22 protein-coding genes are annotated in these 22,747 nt (G+C 58.0%); 5 read left to right on the plus strand and 17 right to left on the minus strand.

Translation table 11 applies throughout. The features are described 5' to 3' along the window. Positions 1-6: 6 nt before the first annotated feature. The 5 genes from ACYJRZ_RS22915 to traA form a co-directional block, all read right to left on the minus strand. The gene (locus ACYJRZ_RS22915) at positions 7-1,575 is read right to left on the minus strand and encodes an alkaline phosphatase family protein (protein WP_459462839.1); all 1,569 of its coding nucleotides are present in this window, start codon (positions 1,573-1,575) and stop codon (positions 7-9) included. Then, a complete protein-coding gene (gene galE, locus ACYJRZ_RS22920; RefSeq protein ID WP_459462841.1) occupies positions 1,553-2,536 on the minus strand; it encodes a UDP-glucose 4-epimerase GalE in 984 nt (327 codons plus the stop codon). The genes ACYJRZ_RS22915 and galE overlap by 23 nt, the downstream gene beginning before the upstream one ends. A 150-nt stretch (positions 2,537-2,686) precedes the next feature. After that, positions 2,687-3,370 (minus strand): YoaK family protein, encoded by a 684-nt coding sequence (locus ACYJRZ_RS22925; RefSeq protein WP_459462843.1) that lies wholly within the window; start codon positions 3,368-3,370, stop codon positions 2,687-2,689. A 144-nt stretch (positions 3,371-3,514) separates the two neighbouring features. After that, a complete protein-coding gene (locus ACYJRZ_RS22930) occupies positions 3,515-3,928 on the minus strand; it encodes a DUF2442 domain-containing protein (protein WP_459462845.1) in 414 nt (137 codons plus the stop codon). Between the two features lie 410 nt (positions 3,929-4,338). Continuing rightward, on the minus strand, positions 4,339-8,223 hold the full coding sequence (gene traA / locus ACYJRZ_RS22935; protein WP_459462847.1) for a Ti-type conjugative transfer relaxase TraA: 3,885 nt from the start codon (positions 8,221-8,223) through the stop codon (positions 4,339-4,341). A gap of 189 nt (positions 8,224-8,412) precedes the next feature. On the opposite strand from traA, the gene ACYJRZ_RS22940 reads away from it, so the two are divergent. Then, positions 8,413-8,637: a TraC family protein gene (locus ACYJRZ_RS22940; RefSeq protein WP_459462849.1), complete on the plus strand. Its 225-nt coding sequence runs from the start codon at positions 8,413-8,415 to the stop codon at positions 8,635-8,637. Then, positions 8,567-8,914: a conjugal transfer protein TraD gene (locus ACYJRZ_RS22945; protein ID WP_459462851.1), complete on the plus strand. Its 348-nt coding sequence runs from the start codon at positions 8,567-8,569 to the stop codon at positions 8,912-8,914. Before ACYJRZ_RS22940 ends, ACYJRZ_RS22945 begins: the two co-directional genes overlap by 71 nt. A 28-nt stretch (positions 8,915-8,942) precedes the next feature. Here ACYJRZ_RS22945 and ACYJRZ_RS22950 read toward each other — a convergent pair whose 3' ends face one another. After that, positions 8,943-9,131, minus strand: coding sequence for a hypothetical protein (locus tag ACYJRZ_RS22950; RefSeq protein WP_113352752.1), 189 nt, complete (start codon positions 9,129-9,131; stop codon positions 8,943-8,945). Between the two features lie 260 nt (positions 9,132-9,391). Here ACYJRZ_RS22950 and ACYJRZ_RS22955 point away from each other — a divergent pair, with 260 nt between their 5' ends. Next, complete coding sequence (locus ACYJRZ_RS22955; protein WP_459462853.1) at positions 9,392-10,678, plus strand: nucleotide sugar dehydrogenase; 1,287 nt, start codon at positions 9,392-9,394, stop codon at positions 10,676-10,678. 15 nt (positions 10,679-10,693) lie between these two features. Here the strand turns inward: ACYJRZ_RS22955 and ACYJRZ_RS22960 are convergent, their stop codons facing one another. Next, positions 10,694-11,629, minus strand: a complete 936-nt coding sequence (locus tag ACYJRZ_RS22960; protein ID WP_459462855.1) for a UDP-glucose 4-epimerase family protein — start codon at positions 11,627-11,629, stop codon at positions 10,694-10,696. Positions 11,630-11,815: 186 nt separating this feature from the next. Between ACYJRZ_RS22960 and ACYJRZ_RS22965 the strand changes: the two genes are divergently transcribed. Together ACYJRZ_RS22965 and ACYJRZ_RS22970 are read left to right on the plus strand one after the other, a co-directional pair. Further along, positions 11,816-12,391, plus strand: a complete 576-nt coding sequence (locus ACYJRZ_RS22965; protein ID WP_459462999.1) for a sugar transferase — start codon at positions 11,816-11,818, stop codon at positions 12,389-12,391. Positions 12,392-12,524: 133 nt separating this feature from the next. Next, the gene (locus tag ACYJRZ_RS22970; RefSeq protein ID WP_459462857.1) at positions 12,525-13,943 is read left to right on the plus strand and encodes an O-antigen ligase family protein; all 1,419 of its coding nucleotides are present in this window, start codon (positions 12,525-12,527) and stop codon (positions 13,941-13,943) included. Between the two features lie 205 nt (positions 13,944-14,148). On the opposite strand, the gene virB11 is transcribed toward ACYJRZ_RS22970, so the two are convergent. From virB11 to ACYJRZ_RS23020, 10 genes are read right to left on the minus strand one after another with little or no spacing between them, the layout of a single operon-like run. After that, positions 14,149-15,138, minus strand: coding sequence for a P-type DNA transfer ATPase VirB11 (gene virB11 / locus ACYJRZ_RS22975; RefSeq protein WP_459462859.1), 990 nt, complete (start codon positions 15,136-15,138; stop codon positions 14,149-14,151). 8 nt (positions 15,139-15,146) lie between these two features. Next, on the minus strand, positions 15,147-16,316 hold the full coding sequence (virB10, locus tag ACYJRZ_RS22980) for a type IV secretion system protein VirB10 (RefSeq protein WP_459462861.1): 1,170 nt from the start codon (positions 16,314-16,316) through the stop codon (positions 15,147-15,149). Beyond that, positions 16,306-17,184: a P-type conjugative transfer protein VirB9 gene (gene virB9 / locus ACYJRZ_RS22985; protein ID WP_459463001.1), complete on the minus strand. Its 879-nt coding sequence runs from the start codon at positions 17,182-17,184 to the stop codon at positions 16,306-16,308. Before virB9 ends, virB10 begins: the two co-directional genes overlap by 11 nt. A gap of 5 nt (positions 17,185-17,189) precedes the next feature. Next, positions 17,190-17,861 carry a VirB8 family type IV secretion system protein gene (locus ACYJRZ_RS22990; RefSeq protein WP_459463003.1) on the minus strand — a complete coding sequence of 224 codons (672 nt, stop codon included), beginning with the start codon at positions 17,859-17,861 and terminating at the stop codon, positions 17,190-17,192. Next, positions 17,861-18,148, minus strand: coding sequence for a hypothetical protein (locus tag ACYJRZ_RS22995; protein ID WP_459462863.1), 288 nt, complete (start codon positions 18,146-18,148; stop codon positions 17,861-17,863). The genes ACYJRZ_RS22990 and ACYJRZ_RS22995 overlap by 1 nt, the downstream gene beginning before the upstream one ends. Before the next feature lie 39 nt (positions 18,149-18,187). Next, positions 18,188-19,120 (minus strand): TrbL/VirB6 family protein, encoded by a 933-nt coding sequence (locus ACYJRZ_RS23000; protein WP_459462865.1) that lies wholly within the window; start codon positions 19,118-19,120, stop codon positions 18,188-18,190. A gap of 3 nt (positions 19,121-19,123) precedes the next feature. Then, positions 19,124-19,357 (minus strand): EexN family lipoprotein, encoded by a 234-nt coding sequence (locus ACYJRZ_RS23005; RefSeq protein WP_459462867.1) that lies wholly within the window; start codon positions 19,355-19,357, stop codon positions 19,124-19,126. After that, positions 19,354-20,049: a P-type DNA transfer protein VirB5 gene (gene virB5, locus ACYJRZ_RS23010; RefSeq protein WP_459462869.1), complete on the minus strand. Its 696-nt coding sequence runs from the start codon at positions 20,047-20,049 to the stop codon at positions 19,354-19,356. The genes ACYJRZ_RS23005 and virB5 overlap by 4 nt, the downstream gene beginning before the upstream one ends. Next, positions 20,049-22,415 carry a VirB4 family type IV secretion/conjugal transfer ATPase gene (locus tag ACYJRZ_RS23015; protein WP_459462871.1) on the minus strand — a complete coding sequence of 789 codons (2,367 nt, stop codon included), beginning with the start codon at positions 22,413-22,415 and terminating at the stop codon, positions 20,049-20,051. The genes virB5 and ACYJRZ_RS23015 overlap by 1 nt, the downstream gene beginning before the upstream one ends. Continuing rightward, positions 22,408-22,746: a VirB3 family type IV secretion system protein gene (locus ACYJRZ_RS23020; protein ID WP_459462873.1), complete on the minus strand. Its 339-nt coding sequence runs from the start codon at positions 22,744-22,746 to the stop codon at positions 22,408-22,410. The genes ACYJRZ_RS23015 and ACYJRZ_RS23020 overlap by 8 nt, the downstream gene beginning before the upstream one ends. Position 22,747 lies beyond the last annotated feature (1 nt).

Here is a 22,747-nt window from a genome sequence, read left to right on the forward strand (position 1 = left end):
TGTGATTCAGGGCCGGAGCGAGACCGGCCCTTTTTCCGTCAGTTCCGTATAGGCGAGCGTCTGGTCGAGATGCTCCGCCCGTAGGCAGAGCAGCTTTTCGGCATAGGCGAGCCTGATCGCCATATAGGCGCCGTCTTCGGCGACATTGGACAGCTCGGCCGGATCCTTCGCCAAATCGAAGAGCAGCGGCGGCAGCCCGGCGCAATGGACGTATTTGAAGCGCTCGTCGCGAACGACTGCCAGATTGCAGGCATTGGACCGCAAGCCGAAATGCTGCTCGGGGACACCCTCGGCAATATCGCGGAAATCGAACTCCCAGAAAGCCGCGTCGCGCCAGTTTTCCGGCTCGGAACCGGAAAGGAACGGCAGCAGGCTTTCGCCATCGACATGATTTGCCGGGGCGATGCCAAGCCGGTCGCACAGGCTCGGGAAAATATCCGCAGCACTGGTGAAATGCTCCACCTGCCGACCGTGCGTGGCGAGCTGGCCGGGATCGCGAATGACGAGCGGCACATGATAACTGCCGTCGAAGAAGCCACCCTTGCCGAGCATCCAGTGGTCGCCCATCATCTCCGCATGGTCAGAGGTGAAGACGATGACCGTATCGTCCCAGGCGCCTGCATCTTTCAATGCCTGCCAGATCCGGCCAAGTTGCGCGTCGACTTCGGCAATCATGCCGTAATAGATCGCGCGGATCGCCGCAAAGTCTTGTGACGTCCAGTCGCTGATGGAGCCTTTGCCGCCATAGATGAAGCCGCTCTTGCCGATCAGCGGTAGGCCAAAGGCGAGCAGCGGATGCGCTGCCATTTCCGTCTCGCGATCGGCGGCGCGCGCAAAGGCCGGGCCGTCGGCGGCCGAAAACATACGGTTATAGGGCTCCGGCACCGAGAAAGGCGGATGCGGCCTTAGGAAGGAAACATGCGCGAACCAGGGCTGATCCTGTTCGCCGAGCCAGCGGATGAATTCGCCCGCCAGAAAGGCCGTCTGCGTCTCCTCCTTGGAATAGGCGGGTGCGTTGCTGGAAATCTCGCCGGGTTCGGCGCCGACGGGAATATGGATATCCCGGCTGACGGCATCGGCATGACCGCGCGACCGCAGCCAGGAAAGCCATTGTTTCTCGTGCTCGGGCAAAAGCTGCCGCGGCGTGAAGCCGGGCAGTACGCCCTCATAGGTCGTCAGATGCGGATCGTGGGGATCGCGGCTGCGCGGATCGGGCGCCGTATCGGTATAGCCGAACAGTGTCGGGTCATAGCCGGCCCGCCGCGCCGCGAGCGCGACATTGTCGAAACGGCCATCCAGCGGCGAACCATTGCGGCAAACACGATGGTTCATCTGGTAAAGACCGGTATAGAGCGTCGCGCGCGCCGGCGAACAGGGCGCTGTTCCGGCATAATGCCGCCGGAAGAGCACGCCTTCCCGCGCGAGCGCATCGACATTCGGCGTCCTAACACATTCATGCCCGACGGCGGAGAGGCAATCTCCCCGCCACTGGTCGGCTGAAATCAGCAGGACGTTCGGGCGTTTGCCCTCAACACCAGCGACAGAACGCCGTTTAGTGCTGGTTGGATTTGGCATGCCAATTCCAGGCGGATTGGATGATTTCCGTCAGATCATATTTTGGCGACCAGCCGAGGACATCGCGGGCCTTGTCGTTATTGGCGACAAGCGTCGTCGAATCGCCCTCGCGGCGGCCGACATACTCGACCGGAAACGGCCGGTTCGACACGGTCTCGATCGTTCCCAGCAATTCCTTTACCGTCGTACCGGTGCCGGTACCGAGGTTGAGCGCGACGGAATCGCCACCATCAAGCAGATATTCCACGGCGCGCACATGCGCGTCGGCGAGATCGAGCACATGGATGTAATCGCGCACGCAGGTGCCGTCGCGCGTGTCATAATCGCTGCCGAAGACCTTGAAGCCCTGGCGGCGGCCGAGGGCGGCATCGATGGCGAGCGGGATCGCATGGGTTTCCGGCGTATGCCATTCGCCGATGCGCCCCTCGAAATCGGCGCCGGCAGCGTTGAAGTAGCGCAGGATGACGGAGCGCAGCCCCTTGTACTGGTCATAATCGGCGAGCGCCTGCTCGACGATATATTTTGTGCGGCCATAGGGATTGATCGGCACCTGCTGGTGGCCCTCGTCCAGCGGCACGCTCTGCGGCAGGCCGTAGGTCGCGCAGGTCGAAGAAAAGACAAAAGCCTTCACGCCAGCCGCCTGGGCCGCGGACAGCAGCGTCAGCGTGCCGATGACGTTGTTTTCGTAGAAGGCGACGGGATCCTTGACCGACTCGCCGACCTCGATCAGCGCGGCGAAATGCAGGATAGCGGCAGGCTTGTGCTTGGCCAGCACCTCGTCGAGGCGCGCCCGATCGCGGATATCGCCTTCCTCGGCCGGCCCCCATTTGACGAACTCGCGATGACCATTGGAGAAATTGTCGTAGACGACGGGCTTGAACCCCTTATTCGCCAGATCCAGACACGTGTGCGAACCGATATAACCGGCTCCGCCGACCACAAGCACCGTTTCTCCTGCCATGACCACCCCTTCTTGACTCACGAGGATTTGCCGCCCCAAGCGCGACGGACCAGTTCGATCCGAGGCGTACACTTAGAGAGCTGTAGCCGACTTGCAAGGCGCAAGAAAGGAGCAAGATTGGTAGTATCAAGAACAAGCCGGGGCCGAAAGCTAAGCCGGCTTCACCTCCGCCTTGCCGCTATGCATGAGAATTCCGGCAAACGCCAGAACCGGCGGCAGCAGAAAACAGGCCATGCCGACCAACAGGAAAAGCGCCGCCGCCAGCGCACAACCGAAGGCAAAGCCGCCGACGGCCGCTCCCATGCGGCGAAGCCGCGCCTTCATCGCCGCCTTTTCTTCCGGCTTGGCACTATGGAGCAGATCGGCGATGTCGATCATGATCTGCGTCGTCGTGCCCGTCATCATGGTTGTCGGTGGTGTCGAGCCGAGGTGAATGCGATGAGCCGTCGTCTGAATGGCCATGGCCGCGACAAGCGTCATGCCTGTCAGAAGCGGCTGCCAGCCGTCTCCATCGCCAAATGGGCCAAAGCGTAAGGCCAGGATCGCCGCAAACGCTAATAGCAGCAATTTCAGTGAGAGGATGATCTGCAGCGTCGGCAGGTTGCGCCGCGAGAGATCACCACCAATGAGGCGGGCGAGAATGACAACGACGCAGAAAACCGGCAACGCCAGAAGCTTGGCGAGAGCGCCCGAGGTTCCGAGCGCCAGGGAAGCGCCAAGCGTGACAAAATTTCCCGTTACATGCGCCGTGAACAGGCCATGCAGGGCAAGGAAGCCGGCGGTATCGACATAGCCGCCATTGATGCTCAGAAGGGTGGGCAGGCTCGGCTTCATCGCTTTCTCGCTCGCTTTGATCGTCTTCGACCTTATCGCGCCGAATGACCTCCGATGTCGAGACGTTTGCGGAATTAGGTAACAACTGCCACCAACGAAATACCTGCCTACCAGGCCTCCTTTTCAGGCGGGCTGGAGGAGCGACTACGCGGCTGCACTCTTCTTAGGGCGACCGCCCTTTAGGCCATTGAGTCTCGATGAACTAGCTTTCGCACCGGACTTTGCTTTCCCACCAGTCGAACCCAATTGCGCTGCCATCCATTTTCTGGAACCCAAAACTCCGTCCATCAGAGCTGGCACATAGAGATCGGCATCAATATCCGGCCAGTGAAGCCCAAGGCCATTGGCCTCGACAACGACGTTGTTCAATTCCGAAGCGTTAGCACCTTGGAGCCCCTGCAGTTTCTCGACGGGGAAACCCAGGAATGATCCGTTGTTGAGCACCACAACGATGGCGTCATGCTCTGCGTCGTAGCGGGCCGACGTGGCATATGGCCCCATCTGCGACTTCATTCCGCTCATGTTGGCCATGTCTAACTCAAGATCAGAAATCTCCATGGATGCGTCTCCATGCTTCGCAGATACTTTTTCGCGAATCGTTCAAGCTCCTTGCGATCCTACCGAGTTCAGGTTTTCCGAACCCTCTGTTCTCTCTCAGCTCTGGCGGCCCATCAGGGCAGTTCATAATGAAAAACCGCAGAGCAGCCGTTGCCAATGACGTGTTCATGGGCAGGTCGATGATCGTTAGGATAAATGACCGCTCGCAGCCCTGCGAAATTCAACACCGTTGGCATCTATGTTCACTTTATATCAAAACCTAAGCGCTTAGGAAAACGGTTTCTTTCGATCGCTGGCGAATTGAAGTCGTAAACGTCGCGCTTAATCGGTGGTTGAATTGTCCACATTGATTTTGATCGAGGACAGATCTGTGTAAGTCATTGATTTTCTTATTAAATCTTTGGGTTTTCTCAGCGATCAATACCACGGGCACGGTTGATCGATCGACTTTGGCGCTCAGCGATAATCTCTTCTGTCCTATCTATAGCAACGGCGCGCTGGACTGTGCGCAATTGGCCAAGGATGGATTTGAAGACCGGTTGCTGAGACCTTGAGACCATCTTGGCAACATCGGTCTCGTTGCGCAAAATTACGCCCGGTCCGAAGCGAGCATCGAGTGCCTTACTGACTACAGAAAATTCGTGTCGGACATCTGGTGACAAAGACCGGACCAATCGCGCCAGCTCGCGCGGGTCCTTCTCCGTCTCGGACGTGATGTGCCGTAGCGCGTTCTGGGCAATTTTCGTCAACCCTGGAATGGCTATTGCCATCCGTTCCCGCTCTATCATGACCACCGATTTTTCGGTCTCAAAAGCGCTTAAATAATATCGACCAAGAGAGTGAATGTCGGCACCAACCGCGTTAACCGCCTGCAGTGCTTTCCTGCGCTCCCGGCCACCAGCGAGCAGTATATCCATCGTTCTGCCGCTGCCGCGCAAAGGGCCATAGGCCGTTGGCTCTGTGGCAACAGCACGTGCAATACGCTCAGGGTCGATCTGCTTCAGCACCAGATCTTCGATCATCGCCACGGCGGCTGCGGGGTCGCGCCAGATCACGGACGCAGTCGCTACGAGTATAGCTCTTACCTGCTTGTAGTGCTCAGCCTCGATCACACGTATCCGCGCCTCCTCATCGAGGCTTTCCTTGAATTTCGTGACCGCTGGCAACATCGCAGGAGATGCGAGTTGGGCGAGACGCGCCTCTTCTGCAAACGATCGGGTAAGGGAGTTCACTGCGGGTAATAGATCGGAAGCATCCGCCCTCGGAACGGGCAAGGCGTCTTTGTCGTGGGTTGCGTGAATAGCAGCATTGCGCCCTGAAGGTTCGACTGCGACCCCGAACGGCACGTTCGCCCGTTGCCAGAGCCGCGCCACATGATCACGTTGTACGGTGAACCAATTGGATAGGCGTTCCACGTGTGCCTCGACGGCGTAACCATACTCCGCGATAGTGTCGATGCCGCGCCGCCGTGCGAAATCGAAAGCCACGGATCGATAAGACGCCTCGTTTTCGAAATCGAGCGTCGTCGTCTTTTCGCCGGGGCGCGACAGCCGTTCAATCAGTTGCGCAAAGAGCGTCGGAGGGCGATGTTCGGCGGCAAGTTGATCCATCCGAGCCTCGGCCTTATCAATTGAATATGCGGTCCAAATATTGCGGTCGACAATGCGATTCTCGAAATGCCTCGCCCCCGTTTCCTCATCAACAACGGGCATTTTAACGGTAACTTTTTCAGTCCCCTCCTTGCGCATGGTCACTATATCCCCGACCCCGACGCCGGCCGTCTCAAGCGCCTTCGGCAGATTAACGCCCCAAAGGCGATGCGTGGTTCCATCATTCGTTCTGACGTCAACATAAGGAGAAGGACCGGCGTCGTCCCGCTTGCGGAACTTCGCAAGCCCAGTTTCAACAAGCTCGCCGGTGATTCCAGCGGCATGTTCGACGCGCGCCGACTTGCTCCATTCGACCTTTGGCTGAAAATCTTCCCTTGCCGCATAAAGATCGACACGCTCGCGATGACGCGTCATGGCAACATATGTCAGATGTCGGTCCATCATGCCGGACGCCAGCACGAAAGTGCGGTCGAAGGTCGATCCTTGGGTCTTGTGAATCGTTGCGGCGTAGCCATGGTCGACATTGCGATAAGTGTCTTCGGAGAACATGACATCCCGACCACTGTCCAACCGAACGAAAAGGAATGGTACCCCGCCTCGACCCGCTGTCGATATGACCGTTCCAAACATGCCGTTCTTGACATGCTGAACAGTGAAGTGAGGGGCTTTGGGTTCGACGAACCGCGCATTTTCCAGGAAGATGATCCGGTCTCCCTCGCTAAACTCACGCATGCCGCGCTCTGTACGAAACGACCTACCCTCCCCAAGCGCATTCTGTTGCGACATGACCGCACGGATCGCGTCGTTGAGGCGTCTCACATCGCTGTTGGTGTGGGCGAGAACCATCAACTCGTCGCCACGCAACTTACGACCTTCGGCCTCCGCCTTGGCAATGACATCAAGGCGGGCGCTGGCCCAATCGGAGACGATGCGTTGAACCGCATCATTGCGCGTGTCACTTTCAAGGAGATGGCCATGAGCGCTATAGGCACTCAAGGCTTCCTCGACATTTCCACGGGCAAACAGACGGGACGCCCCTCGCGCCCATTCGTGTCTCTGGCGGCGAACGCCGACCAATTCGGCAAAGCCGATGCGCTCGACGATGGCACGGAAGGCAGCCCCCGCCTGGATCGGTTGAAGTTGCATCGCGTCGCCGACAAGAACTGCTTTCGCGCCGGCATCCTCGACGCGTTTGAGAAGACGCGCCATCTGTTGCGACGATACCATGCCAGCTTCGTCTAGAACCAGCACGTCGCCCTTCTGCAGCAGGTCATAGTCGTTTTTCCAGGCAAGCTCCCAAGCGGCAATCGTACGCGAACGGATTCCGGAGCTGCCATTCAATGCCTCTACCGCCTTACCGGCAAGCGCTGCTCCGAGGACGCGCCTGCCATCTCGCTCCCAGGCGGCACGTGCCACACTCAGCAATGTCGATTTGCCAGCGCCCGCGATACCGACGACTGCTGCAATGCCGCTATCGGCGGTGATATGCCGAACCGCAGCGACCTGCTCAGCGTCGAGGCGAATGGTCTTGTCTGATGCTACCTCAATCTCACCTATGGCAGCATCAACTTGAGATGACGATACCGCGAAACCACCGATGTTCGAGAGATTGAATGCCGACCGCGCCATGTGAAATTCGGTTCTCATCGTCGTGCGCGTCGTGAAGACTGCCGGCAGCTCGACCCCACCAGTTTCCGCACTCACCTGCTGCGGCCGCAGCATTACCAAATCATCCGATGCCATCAGTTTTGCTCGGATGTTGGCAAAGACGATTGGATCATCGACATGGCGATGCAGGGCACGGGCGATCTCGGCTTCATCGAAGGTCGAGCGCTCGTTGCTGAGTTGCCTAAGCAGTAGACCGGGGTCGGCAGCGAGGCGATCCGCCGTCTTGTAACGCTGTGCCAATGCCGCAGGGGCGAAATGGACATCGGCACCATTACGTAGAAGCGCCGTGCGTGCAGGACCGACATGGCGCTGCCCCATTCCCCGCAACCCCTGCTCCTCATAGGAGCGGCCGTCTATGCGGATATCGTGACCGGCAAGTGCCAGATGGTGCGTTACCGTTTGAGCCCAGGCAAGCTTCCACTCCTCCATCGTTGCTTTATTGCCTGCCCACGGACGGTAAACAAATGCTCCTTTCGGCCTATAGAGGGTTTTGAGGCGCAGCGGCTCGCCCCTGTCGTCGACGACAGCGACGTGCTTCGGTCCAAATCCTTCCGCGGTCAGCGGACGCAGCGTAGTCATAACGTGGACGTGCGGATTGCCCTTCTTGTCGTGATAGACCCAGTCTGCCACCATTCCGCGCGACACCAGGTTCTTGCGAACGAAGTCGCGCACGAGGGCGATATTCTCCGTCCTGCTGAGCTCGTTTGGGAGCGCAAGGATGATCTCGCGGGCCAACTGTGCATCACGCCGGGTCTCGAAACCATCGACCGCATTCCAGAGCGCTTCGCTGGCGCCGGCAACCGATCGCCCGTCGATTAAAATTCGCAACCATGCTGGCGTATCCTCGGGCAGAGCGAGTTCCTCATGGATGAGTTCGGCCGCCCTTGCGGAGTAGCGGAACTTAGTCCCCACCTGCTCATCCATCATCTTGGTACGATGACGATAGGCGGCAGCCGAGATAATGTTCTGCCCCGCTCCGCGGCTGATTATTTTCGCTCTCAAAAACATAATAGCCAAATTTGACTCTTCCTTTTCTAGCACATCGGTACCGCATGGATATCGATAGACCTGGCGAAAAAGCCTCGAAGAGGCCAATTTTCTAGGATGATTTCCACTTTCCTATATTATATCAGCCGATTTGACTACCGTATTTAATACAGTATAAAAGATGCCATCAGAATTGATCCGATGAAAGAAAGGACAGGTATGCGTGCAAGAACCACGACTTCCGAGATCGACACGCAGATCGAGCTGCTCAGGGAGAAGCGCAAGAACATGGTCGCCAAGGCCAATGAACGCTTCGCTAGCGCGGCACGGAGGGCAGGTCTCGCGGAACTGGACATTTCCGACGCCGAGCTCAATGACGTCCTCGCCGAAATCACAGCGCGATTTCGCGACGGCGAAAAAAGGAAAACGGGCGCATCCACTTAAGAGGCTAGATCAGCGGATTATGCTTCTCGAACGCAGGCAGCAGCGTGACATGATGAAAGATCGCAAGCGCGAAACGCGCGAAAAGATGATCTTCGGCGGATTGATCATCAAGGCTGGCTTGCGAAAGGCCGATCGTGCGTTCCTGCTCGGCGCCTTGATCGAGGCGAGCCGGATCCCGCCAGATACTGCGCAATACCGCCATCTACACAAGATTGGTATGGAAGCGTTTCGCGCCGATGCACGCATGACTGATTCGGAAAGCAAGGACCTAGCATGACCATAAAGTGAGGTGGCGCGCGCAAATCTTACTCCGCGCGCTCGGCCTCGAGAGCGGCAATCTCGTCGGAGATTTCCGCGATGCGTTGACGGAGCTCCGCCTCGGTACCGTCGTCCACCTCGCCTTCGCCAAAACAATAGCGGGCTATGTGCAGCTCAAGCTTGGCTTCAAGCTGCTCGCGCTGTGTGCGCAGATGTTTGAGATAGCTGTTTCGCATTGCGAATACGCTTTCAAAGAAATGAAGTCTCACTCCCAATAAATAGGTTCGAAATCAGAAAGTTTCGATAGACGTCCCATCACCCACCTGAAACTCTCGTCACGAAATGCCGCAATGCCGCCGTTTCACACTTGTTTCAAAGTGGCCGACCGGTCATCACATTCATGCGACTGCAGCTGAAATGATCGGGAAGGCAAACATTAGGCACTGACATCGGCTTCGAATTCGGGCTAATTCAGGCTGAATGTTCGAGGTATGTTGTGTTGAACGAAAAAATTGCCGTCATTGGCCTCGGTTATGTTGGCCTGCCCGTCGCGATTGCGCTTGCCGAAAAATTCCCTGATGTGGTCGGCTTCGACATCAAGGCCTCCCGTGTCGCCGCCTTGAAGCTTGGCGAGGACGATACCCAGGAGATTTCTGCCGAGCGGCTGCAGTCGAGCGGGCTGCGCGTCAGCGGCGATATCGAGGATCTCAGGGATCGCGATATCTTCATCGTCGCCGTGCCGACACCGATCGACCGAAACCGCCAGCCCGATTTGCGGCCAATGATTTCGGCCTCACACACGGTCGGCAAGGTTTTGCGGAAGGGTTCGATCGTCGTCTATGAATCGACCGTCTATCCCGGCGTTACCGAGGAGGTCTGCGGCCCGGTGCTGGCGGAAGTTTCCGGGCTGCGCCAGGGCGAGGATTTCCATGTCGGCTATTCGCCGGAGCGAATTAACCCTGGCGACAAGGAACACACCTTTGAGCGCATCGTGAAGGTCGTCGCCGGCGATGATGCGGAAACCTTGGAAAAGATCGCCGCCATCTATGGTGCCGTGGTCGAGGCGGGCATTCATCGCGCCCCGAGTATTAAGGTGGCCGAGGCCGCCAAGGTGATCGAAAATACCCAGCGCGACGTCAACATCGCACTGATGAACGAGCTTTCGATCATTTTCGAGAAAATGGATATCCGCACGGCCGATGTTTTAAAGGCGGCACGGACGAAATGGAACTTCCTGCCCTTCACCCCCGGCCTGGTCGGCGGCCACTGCATTGGCGTCGACCCCTATTATCTGACTGCCAAGGCGGAAGAGCTCGGCTATCACCCCGAAGTCATCCTCTCCGGCCGCCGCATCAATGACGGCATGGGCGCCTTCATTGCCCAGAAGCTCATCAAGATGCTGGTTGCGGCGAAAAAGCCGATCAATGGCGCGCGCATCGGCATCTTCGGTCTGACCTTCAAGGAAAATGTGCCTGACCTGCGCAACAGCCGCGTTCCCGACATTATAAGCGAACTGCATCAGTTCGGCCTGGAGCCGCTGGTGCACGATCCGATGGCGAGCCATGCGGAAGCCGAGGAGGAATACGGCATTCGCCTGATGGAACTGAAGGATTTCGGCAAGCTTGATGCCGTCGTGCTTGCCGTTCCCCATAGATCCTATCTGGCGGAAGGTGCAGCCACTATCCTTGATCTTTTGAGCGAAAACGGTGTCGTCGTCGACGTGAAGGCGGCACTCGATCGAGCCAATCCTTTGTTGGAGGGCCATGCGGTCTGGAGCCTGTAAGCCTAAAAGGCCTGCTCAGCGTGCCTTCCTCCCCACACCGGCGACCGTTGCCGCCAATCCTTCTTCGACCGAGTAAGGCGGCGACCAGCCGGTGATCGACCGCGTCTCGCCGATATCGACCTGAAGCGAACCAAGCAACCGCTGCGCGGCAGCTCGACGCCCGAGCAGCGCGGCAAGTCCCTCGAGCAGCGCCGATGGCACCGGCAGCATCCAGGCCTTGCGCCCCGCGGCAAGGGATAGTTTGGCGATCAGCTGGCCGATCGAAAGATCGTCGCCATCGCTGATCAAGAACACGCGGTTGCCGACTGCGGAATGATTGACGCACAGCAGCATGAAATCGACGAGATTGCCGACATAAATGAGCGACCTACGGTTTCGAACCGCCCCAAACGGCCAGGGAAATGGCCGCGCAGCCCACCTCATCAGGCTTGCAAAATTCGCCTTTACACCGGGACCATAGACGAGCGGCGGCCGGATGATGACGACCTCCATGCCCGTTTCCGCTGATATCGCGAGTAAGGCCTCCTCCGCCTCCAGCTTCGAGCGGCCATAGGCATCTTCCGGATGCGGCGCGTCCGAAGCACTGAAGGGCCTTCCCGCGGACGTCCCTTCGCCATTGACCTTGATCGAGCTCAGGAAGATGAAACGTCTCACGCCCGCGCCCGCGGCTTGTCGCGCCAGGTTGACGGTCGCATCGACATTGACGGCTCGGAACGCGGCCAAGGGATCGGCGGCGCTCTCGTTCATGACATGGACGCGGGCCGCCAGATGCATGACGACATCGACGCCGGCAAGCGCATCGGTCCAATCCGTATCGCGATCCATCGCCCCGATAACAGCAAAGCCTGGGCGGGGGCGGCGGCTGACCGGCCGATAATCCATCCGCCGGTGGGAAAGCTCCGCGCACAGAGCCTCACCGACAAAACCCGTCGCACCCGTTACCAGGATCATCCGCGCACTGCCTCCGCTTTCCACACTATGATTAGCTGAGACATGCTTTGCACGGGATGTCCGCTCGTAACAAGGGCGGGGAATCTTGCCGGGGATGGTTGTGCTTGAAATCGCGATATGAGATGCACGGAGCAATGACGACTTTCATCACCCCTAGAACAAAGGGCGATGCAACGACAAGAGACGATGCTTTATACGATCGCCAAGCGCCTTTTCGATTTTCTCGCCGCTCTAGCCGCGACCATCGTTTTTTTCATTCCGATCCTGATCGTCGCACTCGCAGTGCGGCTGACCTCGCCAGGTCCGATCCTCTATTGGTCGGATCGGGTCGGCCGGAAAAATAAGATCTTCCGCATGCCGAAATTTCGCAGCATGCGCACCGATACACCGGCAGTCGCAACCCATCTGCTGAAGGATCCGAATATCTATCTCACGCCGATTGGCTCCTTCCTGCGCAAGTCGAGCCTCGACGAATTACCGCAGCTTTGGTGCATCCTGAAAGGCGAGATGAGCATCGTCGGCCCGCGCCCTGCCCTTTTCAATCAGCACGACCTCATCGCCCTGCGCACGGAGCGCGGCGTAGATGCTTTGCTGCCGGGCTTGACCGGTTGGGCGCAGGTCAACGGCCGCGACGAACTGCCGATCCCCGAGAAGGTGGCGCTAGACGAAGATTACCTGCGCCGCCGCTCTTTCTTCTTCGACCTGAAGGTTATTTTCCTGACGGTCCTGAAAGTAGTCCGGCGCGACGGAGTTGCCCATTAACAAGTATCTGGCGAAATCGACACCATTGACACAGCGGCGTGGGAAAATTGCCGTATTCCTGCCCATTTGCGACCATACGGCCCATCACGGGGCGAGGAATGCCGGATGATGAACCGATTCTGGATGAAGGCGGATGACGACATTGGACGACTCGCGCATCAACAAACTGCATACTGACCTTGCAGCCGAACCGATCGGCGTCACGAAGGCAGGAAGCAACATAACGAAACCGCTCGCCATCATAGGCGGCATTCTCTGGCTGCTTGTCGCTTCGCCGACCGTCGTTGAGAGCGACGCCTATCGCTATGCCACCGCGCTTCTGTCTCTGATCGCCCTCTACTACTATATGAAGGCGCCCATACGGCCGCGCACCGACTGGATCGGCTGGCTTTGCATGGGCTGGGCCTTCTATGTAATGGCGCGTTTCTTCATCACCTTCTGGCTGACGCCGCAGCACGATATCGGCGCCTCGGATTGGCTCTATGCCTTCCCCTTCTTCTTCCCCATCATGGGCGTCGCCTTCCTGCTCTACGAAGAGCTGATGGAAAAGATCGTCGCGGCCTATTTCGCGGTGGTCCTCATCATGCTGGTCGCCACTCAGCATCTGCGCGAGGTCTTTGCCGGCGAAACCATCCGCCCGCTGATTATGAACAACCAGATCCACGGCGCCGTCGCCTGCGGCATGATCGTGATCTTCACCCTATTCTGGCTGTTGCATTACCTAACGAACAAATCGAGCGACCGCCGGATCGCCCGCTTCGCCTATATCGCGTCGCCCTTCATCTTCGCGCTCTGTTTCATCGCCATTTACGGCGCCAAATCGAAAGGCGTCTGGCTAGCACTCGGCATCACACTGCCTGTCCTTGCGCTCATTACGCTGACCTACCTGCGCCTGAAGAGCGGCGTCATCATTATCATCGCTGTCGCAGCCCTGTTGATCGCCGGTATCTATGGCGTCCGGCACAATCTCGACAAGACGGCCGGCCCAACTGTGTCGGCCGCCCTTTCCATGGTCGAAAATGTGGCCAATGGCCATGAGATGGGCGGCGTGGTCTCGAACGCCATCAGCTCGACCAATACACCGGTGTCGATGGACGAACGCCTGCAGCTCTGGTCGAACAGCTGGGAGGTCTTTTCCTCGGCGCCGATCTTCGGTTGGGGCAACCGGTGGCTCGAACGCTGGGCCGAGACGCGCTACTCGCATGTCCAGTACACGCTGCTGCACAACGGCTATCTGGAAATCCTAGTGCGCTACGGCCTGTTCGGTGCGGCAATCATGGGCTTCATGCTCGCAACGTTCATCCGCGCCGTCTGGCGTGCCCGCAAGGCCGGCATTATTCCGCGCGCCGCATGGCACGCCTACATCGCCTGCCTGTTCTTTTTCTCATTGACGCTCCTAAGCAACTCCAACAACCGACTGGCGATTGGCGAAAGCCTGGCCTTCGCAAGCTCCGCCTTTGCCTGCTGGTGCCATATGCGGCTGAAGGGGGAGTATTTGACGATGGCGAAGGTGGAAAGGAAAGAAGCGGCCAAGAAGTATTCGGTTCCGTAAACGCGCCCTCTACCAAAGCGGTGATGTCTAGCAGACCTTGTAAACGCCGATCGAATACCTTCCATATCGATGAACGAAGCGGTTTGCCCGAAGCCGAGGAAGACGAAGCACCGGATAAATCTGGCTAGACCTGTTTTCCGTTTACAAGGAACCTCGGCTGAAGCAAACAAACCAAAATGCAGGAATTGATCATTTCTCCTCTCGATCACCGCTCAAAATAAATCTCGCTCACCCGAAACCGCCCGTCGATCCGCTTACATTGGACAATGATATCGACCGCGACCCGGAGCAAACTACGAATATCGCTGCGCTCAAGGTCACGACCTCCTTCCGACTCTTTTACGAGTAACGTCAGTTGCTCAAATGCCAGCGCCGCAGAATCGGCATGCACCGTTGTGATCGATCCAGGATGTCCTGAATTGACATTGCGGATGTAGTAGAAAGCCGAGCCGTCACGCAGCTCCTGTAAAAGAATGCGATCGGGTCGCATCCTGAGGCACGATTCGAGCAGATCTTTCGCGCTGATTTTCGCCAGCCCCTGCCCTCCTTTCGAATAGAAAAGCCTGACATGATTGGGCTGCGAGATGATCAGCTCCGGCGTATCTTCAATCGAGATTATCCGCTCGTGCTCCGGGATATGCCGGATCAATGCCTTCGACAGGGTGGTCTTGCCCGATCCGGTCGCGCCCGAGATGATAATGTTCTTGCGCGCAAGAACCGCCGCACGCAGAAACGTCGCGTAATTGCCTGCCTTAAGGATCTTGTCCAACCTTGTATCGGAGGATTCGACAGGACGGTTCGGCGAGGAGACATCGGAAAATAATCCACCTCTTTCGAGATCATCCAACGTCAGCGTCACCGACGGCGGCTTTCTGATCGTGATGCTGACCGTGCCCTTGGTCGTTGCCGGAGGAACAACGATTTGAATCCGCTCTTCATCTGGCAAAGAGGCGGACAAGACCGGCCGGGCTTCGTCGATTGCCTGGTTCGAATAGCTTGCAATGGCTCGGGCCAGACGCATGAGCTTCTCGAAGCTAAGATCCGGCAGTGCATGACGCTGCCATCCCTCGGTTCCCTCGGTCAGGACTTCACCCGGGCGGTTGACGACGATCTCATAGAGCGACGTATCCTTCAGGAAGCGAGATAGTGGCAAAAGCAATTCACGCACGACACCAGCATCTGAAGCTTCCGCCATCTTCCGCCCTACTTCGTCACGAGCGTCGATCGGGCCCTGAAATCCCCCAATACCGCCCGATCGAGGATCCTGTTGCGGGGTTCGGTGACACGCAGGCTATAGACATCGGAAAAATCGAGATCGCGGGCGACAAAGATCGAGACGAGTTCGCCCTGATGCTTTGTCAATGTCGGCACAATATTGATGGATTGCTCGACGGCGATCGCTGCTGCCTGCTGGCCAGCCGTCGTCGTACTCTGCGCTTGAACGTCACTATCCTGTAGCCGGTTGCCGACATAGGTCGTCGCGTCGCCAACGATGGAGAGCAGGATGGCGCTGCCGAAGCGCTCCCACCAATGCGTGTCGACATAACCATCTATGCCTGCCCGCCCGAGTGCGTCGGTTGCGGGCGAGGCGAGTGTAATAATCACACCTTTTGGCGTCTTTGCGCGATTCCAAAGCACGAACAGACGCTTCTGGCCGCGGCTCAAGCCGCCTCGATATTCTCCGACGATCTGGGTTCCTTTTTCCATCAGAACCACGCGGCCGTTGTCGGAAAGCACATCGCGATTGATGACGCAGCTGGCGAAGCCCGGCTGATCGGAGGCGAGCGCCGTCTCCAGCACGCACGGAATGGAAGTTCCCATCGCCACAATGAAGTCGCGATTACCGAGCGTGCCGGCGCGTGATCCTTCCAGATGGGTCGGCGTCAACATCCTATTGAAACGCTGGTCCTCGGTTTCAGATTGAGCGCCTCCGAGGCTGCCTGGAACGGGGAGATAATTGGAACCAGGGTCTTGCGACATGGTGGCTGCCGTGTCGTGGCGTTGCGATGAGGACTGCTGTCCATTATAGGCCATGACAGGCGCACGGCGGGCGGAGTCCAACAAAGTGTCCTCAGCGGGTGTGAGCTGCTCCTTTGACGCAGGCGTCGGTAGCAACACCTCAGGAAGGGGTGCGGCCGGCTTTACCTCTTCCTTCGCCGGCTCGAAGTCAGCCGTCTGGCGGATAACGACATGGTCGGGCTCTTTCGTCTCAGCCTTTTGCCGGTCACGCATCGACCACAGCGAAAACCCAACAAAAGCGACCATCGCTAGGACCACGCCACCGCGCTTCAGGAATGGACGGCCCTCAGTTCGCGCATTGACATCCGTCTCGGCGCGCTCACCTGGGATCCGGTCTTCCGCCTCATCCGCCATGGGCTCCTCCTGTGGCAGCGCTTGCCGCCTGCGCTTTCACGACGCGCTCGACCGAAGGCGATGTCGTATTGGTGTTGGGATCGATGCCCGTCGGATCGTAGGCTTCGTTGAAGATGCAGAGCACGTCTCCTCCCCGCCGCAGAATGAATTTGCGACTGACCGCATGAACGAGCACGAGATCACCGGAAACCGACTTAGGTACCAGGCTTTCGGTGCCGTCGGAGTTTTCCATATAGATTGCCGGGATTTCCTGATTGCCGGTGAAGACGATGGTCGTGATCTTGCCGTTGTCATAAACAGCGTTCGGCTCCAAGGTCCCTGATCCCTGCGCCGAATAACGCCAATTGCGCGGTCCATATTGCTCATGCAAAGCCAGCACTGTGTCGGCTTGTCCGGCTTGTGCTGCCTGGGTTCGCGCGAGTGCCTCCTGACGACGGCGTTCGGCATCGTCGGCTGGATAGCGATATTTGACATAGAAATAAGTGTCCTGGCCGGCGGCAACGGGACCGTCTCGGACCGTCAACTCCATCTGGTAACTGCGCGTCGAACCGTCACGACGTGTCGTGACCACTGAGATGTTGGTGACCGGCTGGTTCTCTCGCGCCTTCAGGAAGAGGATATTGCCGGCCGGCGCCACTTCCCAGGCGACCGTGTTACCAAGCGCCACATGGGCGATTTCCTCCTCGGCGGCAAACTCCACCTGGACGGAAGAACGCAGCGAGCCCACGATCCTGGTGATATTGTAAGGCTGATAGTCGACGAAGCGGATCCGACTGTCCTGAGACGCGCGGCGCGGCGTTTCCAGCGCAAGAGCTGCCGATGGCCAGCTAGTAGTCAGGAGCAGCGCAATCAAACAATGATGTTTCAGATGTTTCAATTGATGGCCTCCGGATCGGATCGATAGTCGCTGACGGCGAAACCGAGCGGATTGATCAGCCGATCGGTCGAGGACATTGGAGCATTCACATAGGAGAAGGTAAGCGTTGCCACCCAATGGGTCGTATGGGTCTCGTCACCGCGGGTGATGGTACGCATATAGCGAACAGACAGTACATTGGCGTTGATCAGCGAGATGGAAACGATGTTGATCCGCGATGTGGCGCCGCGACCGTAGATATTTTGCGGGGAATCCGGATTGCCGCCGCGATAAATCGCGGCAAAGCGGGTCTGTTCAGGCACGGTTGAGAGCAGCGAGACCGTGCGAAAATTCTCCTCCGCCTCGCTCCAGACATAACCCTCGCGGGCACGAACATAGCGAGCGGCAAAATATTTAGTCACCGCTTCGTCGTAGGTGCCAGCGGTCGACGTGAGTGCCGAAACGACATCGACAATCCCGGTGGAATTGTCGACCCTCACGACAAAAGGCTCGACCGTCTTCAGCGGTGTCAAACCTGCGATTGCGACGATCGAAATCGCCGCAAGACTGCCAGCTCCGGTGGCCACGAACCAGGCAATCCGAGCGGAACGTTCCATCTGGATCATGCGGTCCTGATCGAAGCGCCGGGCCTTATCGAAATAATCCTTGAGACTGTCAGTCGTCACCATCACCGCTGCCCTCCGCATGGGCGATAGGAGTGGCCGACATCAAAATGCGCGAAGGCGGCGGGAACGATATCCGGCTTTTCCTCGACATAGGCGGGTAGCTTGCCACCGGACTGTGTCGGTGCAGAGCGACGAGGTTGCGGCGTGGACCGACTATCGCTGTCCCATTGCCACATGGCGCGATTGAGCGGCCGGCGCGAATAGCCGTCGCATTTGGGCAGGGGATAGGACTGTGATGCGCAACCGCCGAGCGTCGATGCCACACAAAAAAGCACGAATATTCGGATCATCGTGAACCAGCCACCTTGTTGTCTGCTTGAAGTTCTCCATCAGCCGGCTCTTTCGGAACGAAAGCTGCGGCGAACGGCACGTGCACCCCGACCAGTCGCTCGCGCCACGTAGGTAGCCCCTCGGGCGAGCGTGCCTTCATGCGCGTCGCGTGCCGCGCCATAGCCGTAGGTGAGCGACGCTCCGCCCGCGGCAAGTGCCGAGGCGATGCCCGGAAGCTGGTAAAAGACGTAGAGGGAGGCTAGGCAAATGGCGCCGAGCGCAACGGGTCGCATGAGCACGTCGCTGTAGCTCTCGATCATCGTGAAGGTGGAATCGATACAACTAATGAGTAACGAGCCAACCGCCACGACCAGGACCTGCAGGATCACGAAGTTGGCGAGTTGCCCGATCCAGGCTTCTGTAAAGCGGCGTGTCGAGCGGAACATGGCGAGCGCTATGAAAATCGGGCCGATAGCGAGCACGATTGCCAGCGCCAGGCGGGCATAGAGCGAAACGATATAACCGATCGCGGCAACCACGAAGCTTGCCAAGATGACCAGCATGCCACCGAGACCGGTAACGATATCGACACCCCATGAGGCGCGCGACCAGATCTCTTTCGCGCATTTATGGCCTTTATCCAGCAGGCTGTCGAAGGTCGAGGCACTTGGTATCGTACCGGAGTTCAACGCCTGTGAGATCTCCTTGGGCAAGGTGTCGAAGAAGATACTGCCGACGTAAGTCCGGTACTCGCCAGCATTCGTGACCAACATCAGGATGATGGCAAGCTTCATTGCCCGAAAGGCGAAATCCATGATCGGTTCGTGGACTGATCCACGCACGATCAGGAAACCATAGAGGATGACATAAAGGGTCAATGCCGCCGTCAATGGCCCCGTGACCCAGCTGGCGATATTCGACGTACCTGATGATATGAAATTCTCTAGCGGCGCCTTGAACTGCCCATCGACGAAGGTGAAGATCTGATACATGCCTCAGCCTCCGAGTGCTTTGCCCATGCGTTCCAGGCGGGATTTCCAATCTGCCGCCTCGGCATTCACGCAATTCGGCGTGGCTCGCAACTCGCCGGGATTGCTTTTGCATTTGGCGATGAGATCCGACAGCAGCGTCTGGTTGGCCATCAGCTCGTCGACCGAATAGGTACGCTCGGGCTGCTTCGAGCAACCGAACAAGGCGACACCGAGTGTGAAGAGAACAAGAAACTTCATTGGAGCGCTGCTCCCATTGTATCCATGCGCTTGCGCCAATCCTCGGCCTTGCGCTGTTCATCGACTTGAACCTCGGCCTGCTGCACCATCTGCAAACCCTGCATCCTGAGCATATCGGTCTGAAGAAAGGCCGTTTCGGCCTGCAGCCGCGCCTGCAGATCGGCGATATCCTTGGCATCGCTCGCCGATGAGATTTGCTGGCGTAATTGGTCAATCCCGTCGATCCGCTTGGTCGCGGTATCGTAGATTTGCTGGGCTAGGCCCAGCTGCCCTGCATTCTTGTTCTGAAGACGCGACAATTCCTGAGCATAGAAGTCGTTAGCGTTCGTTTTGTAGGTCGAATTGTCGGTCAAGAACTTGGAGGCGGCATCGCCAAGCGGGCCTGAAGCTGAGCCCTTGAGCAGGCTTTCGACGGTAGAAAAGTCTCCTGGCAATGCCTTGCGGATCGCCGGATCGTTCAACAGGCTGGCGACGTCAGCCATATTGGTCAGCTTATTTAGCGAGCCGTAAAGCTGCTGGGCCTGCTGGAGTTGCTGGTTCAGCGCATCAAGCTGCGATTTCAGTTGGGTTATGCTTTCGATCTGTTTGGCGATCGCCGTCTGGTCGATCACCGGGATACCCTGCGCGTCGGCGGCATACGAAGAAAGGAAAAGTACTATTGCTGTCATGGGAATCATTCTGCTCTGCACCATCAGCTTGCACTCCTTGTCTGTTGGAATATCCGCAACCATTCGTCCCGGTCATCGCCAAGCTCCGCCCGGATCGCCTCGGCTAGTTCGACGTTTGCCGTTCTCCCGGAGAGGATTGCGAGCTCATCGCCGAAACCGTTGAGATTGAGCTCGGCGACAACGCTGTTGTGACCCTGCTTAACGATAAAGCGCCTGCTTTCGCCGGTGAGCTCGCGGGCAACCAGCTCGAATTCGCGTTCGGTGAGCTTGAAGCCACCGACATAGTCGTCTCGATCACCGCGGGAATTCGGCAGGAAAACCTGTGTTGGGCACTGCTCGATGATTGTATGCGCGATCGGTGAGTTGATGGCGTCTCGCGGGCTTTGCGTGGCAAAGAGCATCAAGCCGTTCTGCTTGCGAATGGTCTTGAGCTTATTCTGAGCAAGATCAAGAAAGCTCTCGTCCTGCAGCGCCTTCCAGAACTCGTCGATAACGATGATGATCCGTCGGCCATCGATCAATTGCTCGACCCGATAGAAAAGATAAGCCATCAAGGGATTACGGATTTCCTCGTTGTCGAGAAAATCGGTCATGTCGTAGCCGAGAAATTTGGCGCCGATACCGATCTCATCGACCTCGTTGTCGAAGACCCAACCAAGCGGGCCGCCTCTTTCCCACCGACGCAGGCGCGCGGCGATCCCTTCCGGATCGGTATTGTTGAGAAAGGTGCGCAAAGCGCCGATCGTACGCTGATTTTTCGGCAGATCAGCAAGACCATCGATCGCCAGCGCGATATCGCTGACATCGCCAACCGAAAAATCACGCACCGCCGCACCAGCTAACTTGGCGATAAATCGTGCTAGGAATATCTTGTTCCCCGGCGTCAGCTCTAAGGCTTTCAGCGGTGCGCATCCGGTCGGCAGCCCGTTCTTCAGCGGCAAATAGGTACCGCCGGCAGCCCGGACGAATAGGTCGGCGCCACGATCCTTGTCGAAGAAAACCATGTGCGGGTCATGCTTTTCGAGTTGCGATAGCATGAAATTGAGAAGCACGGTCTTGCCAGCCCCCGACGGACCGCAGACGAAGGTGTTGCCGAGATCGCCATAGTGGAAATTGAAATAGAACGGCGAGCCTGACGCCGTCTTCAGCATGGCGACGGCTGGCCCCCATTCGTTGCCGTCCTTCTGACCCATTGGGTAGGAATGAAACGGAGAAAGTGCCGCAAAATTCCGCGAGGTGATTGCACCGGAACGGGCCCGATACCGAAAATTACCGGGCAATTGTGCCCACCATGCAGCTTCGAGCCCCAGATCCTCGCGGGCCACGACAGCGCCACCATTGGTCAGATGCGAGCGCGCCTTCGCAAGATTGTCAGCAAGGTCTTTGACTGATGAAGCGAAGACCCCGAGGGTCAGATGGTGTTCGCCGAGCACGAAACGGTTCGATTCCAGCTCGTCCATTGCCGCATCAAGCTCTTCAATCTGGGAGGCTGCCTTGTCGACCGCACTCACCATTTGGTTCTGCTTACGGCCCATGATGGTGCGGGCATCGGTTTTGGACCTGAACGCGAAGGACTGAGTAAGGATCAGTTCGAAAGGTGCCGTCAGGATGCCGTCCAGCATACCGACGCGGGTTCTCGCCGGATATTCCTTGAAACCGAACATGCCCGCATAACGGCTTGTCCCTTCATCGCGGATCTCGACGGTCTCCCGCCCGAAGATCACACGATCGGAATAGATCGCCGAGGAGACCCTGCCTTCCGTCAATGGGATCGGTTCTCGGCGGCCGCCGATCAACTGATGCAGCACCTCGCTTGGCTCGGAAAACAAGATGCCGTTCTGATCGTAGAGCGACAGCACACGGGGGCCGAAACGTCGCAGTCCGGCAGTAACATCGGTGACCTTGTCCCGCAGATGCTTCAGGCTGTCCTCGTCGAGCTCGACCGCAGCTCGTTGGGCCTTGCGAAGCCGTGACAACAGATTTGCAAGCCGCTCGGCCGGATCGTGTCCCGGATGCCACAGCAGGGTGAGATAGAGGTCGTTGCGAAACAGGTCTTCGCTTACCATCCGCTCGCGATATTTGCCGTTCAACGTTGCCGAGAAGGGATTGGTGAATTCGCCATCGGGATAGGTGTTATCGCGCCGGCGAATGAGATGGGTCCAGATTGCCAGACGCTCGTCCGCAATGTTGCGGTAGAGCGTGTTGAGATCGCGCTGCAGGCTGTTCAAATCGATAGGATCGATTGTCTCGAACGATACGCCCTCCACGGCGATCATCGCTAGCAACGTCCTGGAATCGAGTGCGATCACGGTCTCGTCCACGTGCCGGACATAGGGGATGAAGGTTTCCGGCTCGAGTTCACGGGATTTGAGACGGGACACGTTAGGCATGGCCAAGGTCCCTTTCGTCATAGTGTCGCAATAGCCTCAACGGCGTCAGCGAAGCACCGCGCCAATAGGCGCCGTTGCGCGAACGACCACGGGTTTCGATCCAGGCCAGCAGAATGCGGAACATGTTGTGGTCATGCTTGACGAGCGAGCGAAAAACGAAATGAAAGACTACACCGACAAGCCCATAGGCGACCGAGCCGGCGACAATGTAGAGGATCGTCGTCAGTATAACGTTGACGCCCATGGCCTCCATCGTCACCCCGGCGATCATCGCCGGCCGAGTGCAGGCCAGAAACAAGGTATCTTCCTCAAGCGAAACCCTCTCCTCCATG

It is taken from the genome of Rhizobium sp. No.120 (assembly GCF_054558365.1).